Raw genomic sequence first — 3,572 nt, forward strand, 5'->3', positions numbered from 1 at the left:
TACCCGGACATATCGAACTGATTGCCGTAATTTTTGTCGTCAACTTACCGCTGTTATTTGCCAGTACGGCACTAGCACCCCTGTCATTTATGCCCCAATGGTTGCAATGGGTGGCTGCGCTCAATCCGCTGACATACGCGATCGAGCCGATTCGCTACCTCTACAATCACGCGCAGTGGGATCTGAGTAGTATCGTCTTGCAAGCACCCTGGGGAGACGTTTCATTTGGCACCTCCCTCGCGATTTTAGTTGGTTTTGCTGGATTTACCCTAACTGTCATTCAACCCCTGTTAAAACGGCGTTTAGCCTAATCTGAGGAACTATTTAGCCTGGTTTGGCATCTTAGTTAATAGCAAATGCCGCTAGCAGTGTCCGAATTTTCCACACAATTACACTCCAAATCTTTGACTTAAATATGAAATTACTCCTCACTCCCATCTGTCTACTCTTAGGTCTATCTGTGACCCTCGCCCCGACGATCGCCGCCGCACAAAATAATACTTTTGGTGGAAGTAGCGACAATCGCGACCCCTTCAGTCGAGCATCTGGCGGCGATACTTCTGGCTTGCTGAATATCATCAACCAAGCTCAACTTAATGGCAGAAGTAATCCTAATTATGGGGCCGAACAAAGCGACCAAATTAACTCCGCTACCGAAGATTTTCGCACCGAACGGTTGCGTTTATTGCGCGAGCGCAACAAAAAAACTGCACCAGCAACAACCATTAAATCCAGATAATTATTGATAGTGGATAATTCAGCCGTGAATATCCACTATTTTGTTTGACGCGATCGATAGGGTAGGTAAGAGGTAATAATTCTCTCGATCTGTCGTCGATCTTAACTAGACCGAATCTAGCACCGAGCTGTTCGCCCGATCATCTTTTGGTGATGAGAATAGTGTAGGAGAAAAAAGTAGCGATCGTGAGGAAGATTAGCGCCAGCAGTATGCCTCCCGGCAAAAAAGTAAAAATTCCAAAACCGCGTAGTAAGTACAATAAAATACTCAGTCCGAGACTAATGCTAAATAGATAAGCAAACTTCTGAGTTAAAGTCATATAATAACGATCTGATGATAAACTTTAAATTAGCATTTTAATGAGTCTCGATCGCCCAAATCTGATATCTTTTCAATCATTACGCCGCATTTTGCTGAGCGTGTTGACCGCCTTTATCCTGCTCAAGCTAATTTCCTCGCTAGTGGGTACATTCGATCGACCCCAGATCCAAGGCAAATTCGAGCTGTATCAAACCAATCTCGTACTCGTCGCCTCGGAATGGAAACCGACTGAAGATCTCGAAGGATTGGGGGCATTGCAGACATCGATCGTCGGTACGGATATCCTCAAATCTGCCACTCAACAGTATCAAAATGCTCGATCGAGCGATGTCCTCGCGATCGAGAAACTTAAAACAAGTTTAGCAGGTTTAGGTTCGGCAGAGAGCAATGCCAACACCAAAGAATCGCTGGCACTTCAAACTAATTTAATTAATAAAACAATTGCCGCAGCGCAGCTAGAAATCGAGCGAATCGATCTCCGCATTGGTATTTTACAAGCCGCGAATAAACAGCCAGAACAAGCGATTGTCACTTGGCATAAAGTTATTACCGACGCCTCTCGATCGACATCTAAAAATGTCGCCGCATCACTAATCGGAATTTGGCAAAAATCAGCCAGTATCGATCGACATACCTTACCGCAAATTAAAGCAGAAATTACCACTAATTTTGACGGCTGGTTTCGCGATCGGATTTTGACTCAAGTATACACAGATTTAGACGATCGTCCTGAGTTAGACAAGCTGGCGATCGCCGAACAACTTAAAGCTAAGAATGCCCTCATCAAGCTAGCATTGATTACTATTCCTCGCGTTCTCTTGGGCGTGAGCGGTGTGTTTTTGTTGGTATTTTTTATAGTCAGGCTGATTATTATCGCGATCCAACAGCGCAAAGAGCGATCTGTACCAGAAATCTTACTCGCAAATCTGAACCCGTGGCAAACACCTTGGGACTGGGAAATTGTTTGGCAAGTATTTGTCGTCGGCTTCTTCTTTGTCGGTCAATTTTTACTACCTGCAATCTTTAGTATCTTAGTCGAACCCGCCACCTTGACGACGCGAGGACAAGGATTATATGTCTTCAGTAGTTATGTGTTGATGGCAAGTTTGGGCATCGGCGTATTGTTTCTGTCGATTAAAAGTTATATGCCCCTGCCACCAGATTGGTTTAAATTTAATTGGCGATCTAATTGGTTACTGTGGGGCATTGGTGGTTATTTAATTGCCACGCCGATCGTGATCGTAGTGTCATTAATTAATGATAAAATTTGGCACGGACAGGGCGGTAGTAACCCCTTACTCCAAATCGTCCTTGAAGATAGAGATTCGACTGCCTTAGTCCTATTCTTTGTCACTGCGGCAGTCGCAGCACCCTTATTTGAAGAATTCCTGTTTCGCGGATTTCTACTGCCCTCATTGACTCGCTATGTACCAGTATGGGGTGCGATCGCGATTAGTGGATTAGTGTTTGGAGTTGCCCATTTGAGCCTATCGGAAATTTTGCCCTTAACTACTTTAGGGATTATCTTAGGTATCGTCTACGTTCGCACGCGCAATCTCTTGGCACCGATGTTATTACATAGCCTCTGGAACAGTACCACGTTGGCAAGTTTATTTATCTTAGGTAGCGGGAATTAATTAATAATTAATAATTATTAATTATTAATTATTGAACCCCTACTTCACCTGAAGCTTATAAGTAGTCTGCACTTGAGCATTAGTCATCATCAGACCGCTAAACCGCCAGCGTAGATAATTATAAGCGGTCGTGGGCGCTGGTTGGGTGCCGATTTTCGGCTGAGCAACGAAAGTTTTGCCCCCATCGATACTAAATAATAGTTCGGCACCCTCGAGCGACCTAGCAGAATCTTTAACATAATTAGTTCCCCTAGGAATCGGTTGCTTGAGAATTAAATTCTTGAGTGGGCAACGACTATTATTTTTAGCAACTACGGTGTATTTAATAATATCTCCAGGCTTCACAGTCGCTTTTTCGGCAATCGGTCGGAAGACAGTTCTATTGTTTTCAATCTCTTTTTTGTCAGCCTTGAGCGTGAGTGAAACCCGTTTAGCGATTGGTAGCGGATCGACGCAAGCTTTGAGTTTGCGTGCCCTAGCAGCTCCGGGAAATTGAGGCACAAAAAATGTCGCGGCGATCGTGCCAATGCCGATTAGAATAAAGATTGAAAACTTAGGCATGGTACTGTTAGAGTGAGCGGTGAGCTGAGATATAGAGACAAGACGATCGAATGGCAATAAAGTTGCCCGATCTGTTAACGATCCGCGATCCAGACTGGAAACCGGAGATCGGGTGCTATAAAGTTTCTGCTGAACCTGATATTCTAGATACACGCACTTCGAGCAACTTCTCGACTGGAGAGACTACTCATCACCGATCCAGTAGCCGGATGAGACAAAGCGTAACTGTTGCCTCATACCGCGAGCCGAAGGATGTCAACAGATTGAACTGCATTAATAATTATAGACAATGACCTTAGACTGGATTAGTCCTG

At 44.3% G+C, this 3,572-nt stretch carries 5 protein-coding genes; 3 read left to right on the plus strand and 2 right to left on the minus strand.

The genetic code is table 11. The features are described from left to right. A partial coding sequence (locus RMO52_RS10075) for an ABC transporter permease (RefSeq protein WP_310413566.1) occupies positions 1 to 311 on the plus strand: 311 nt, incomplete at its 5' end. Positions 312 to 415: 104 nt separating this feature from the next. Continuing rightward, positions 416 to 739: a hypothetical protein gene (locus RMO52_RS10080; protein ID WP_310413569.1), complete on the plus strand. Its 324-nt coding sequence runs from the start codon at positions 416 to 418 to the stop codon at positions 737 to 739. Positions 740 to 878: 139 nt separating this feature from the next. Here the strand turns inward: RMO52_RS10080 and RMO52_RS10085 are convergent, their stop codons facing one another. Next, entirely contained in the window at positions 879 to 1,058 is a 180-nt protein-coding gene (locus tag RMO52_RS10085) for a hypothetical protein (RefSeq protein WP_309741291.1), read from the minus strand. 40 nt (positions 1,059 to 1,098) lie between these two features. Here RMO52_RS10085 and RMO52_RS10090 point away from each other — a divergent pair, with 40 nt between their 5' ends. Then, complete coding sequence (locus tag RMO52_RS10090) at positions 1,099 to 2,697, plus strand: type II CAAX endopeptidase family protein (RefSeq protein WP_310413572.1); 1,599 nt, start codon at positions 1,099 to 1,101, stop codon at positions 2,695 to 2,697. 39 nt (positions 2,698 to 2,736) lie between these two features. On the opposite strand, the gene RMO52_RS10095 is transcribed toward RMO52_RS10090, so the two are convergent. Next, a complete protein-coding gene (locus RMO52_RS10095) occupies positions 2,737 to 3,411 on the minus strand; it encodes a hypothetical protein (protein ID WP_310413575.1) in 675 nt (224 codons plus the stop codon). Positions 3,412 to 3,572: the final 161 nt, after the last annotated feature.

Origin of the sequence: Chamaesiphon sp. OTE_8_metabat_110 (assembly GCF_031382685.1) — a bacterium.
In the GTDB taxonomy this organism is placed as follows: Bacteria; Cyanobacteriota; Cyanobacteriia; order Cyanobacteriales; family Chamaesiphonaceae; genus Chamaesiphon.

Excerpts from the sequence above, each read along its gene's own strand:
- RMO52_RS10080 (WP_310413569.1), top strand. The coding sequence starts at position 416 with ATGAAATTACTCCTCACTCCCATCTGTCTACTCTTAGGTCTATCTGTG.
- RMO52_RS10085 (WP_309741291.1), bottom strand. The coding sequence starts at position 1,058 with ATGACTTTAACTCAGAAGTTTGCTTATCTATTTAGCATTAGTCTCGGA.
- RMO52_RS10090 (WP_310413572.1), top strand. The coding sequence starts at position 1,099 with ATGAGTCTCGATCGCCCAAATCTGATATCTTTTCAATCATTACGCCGC.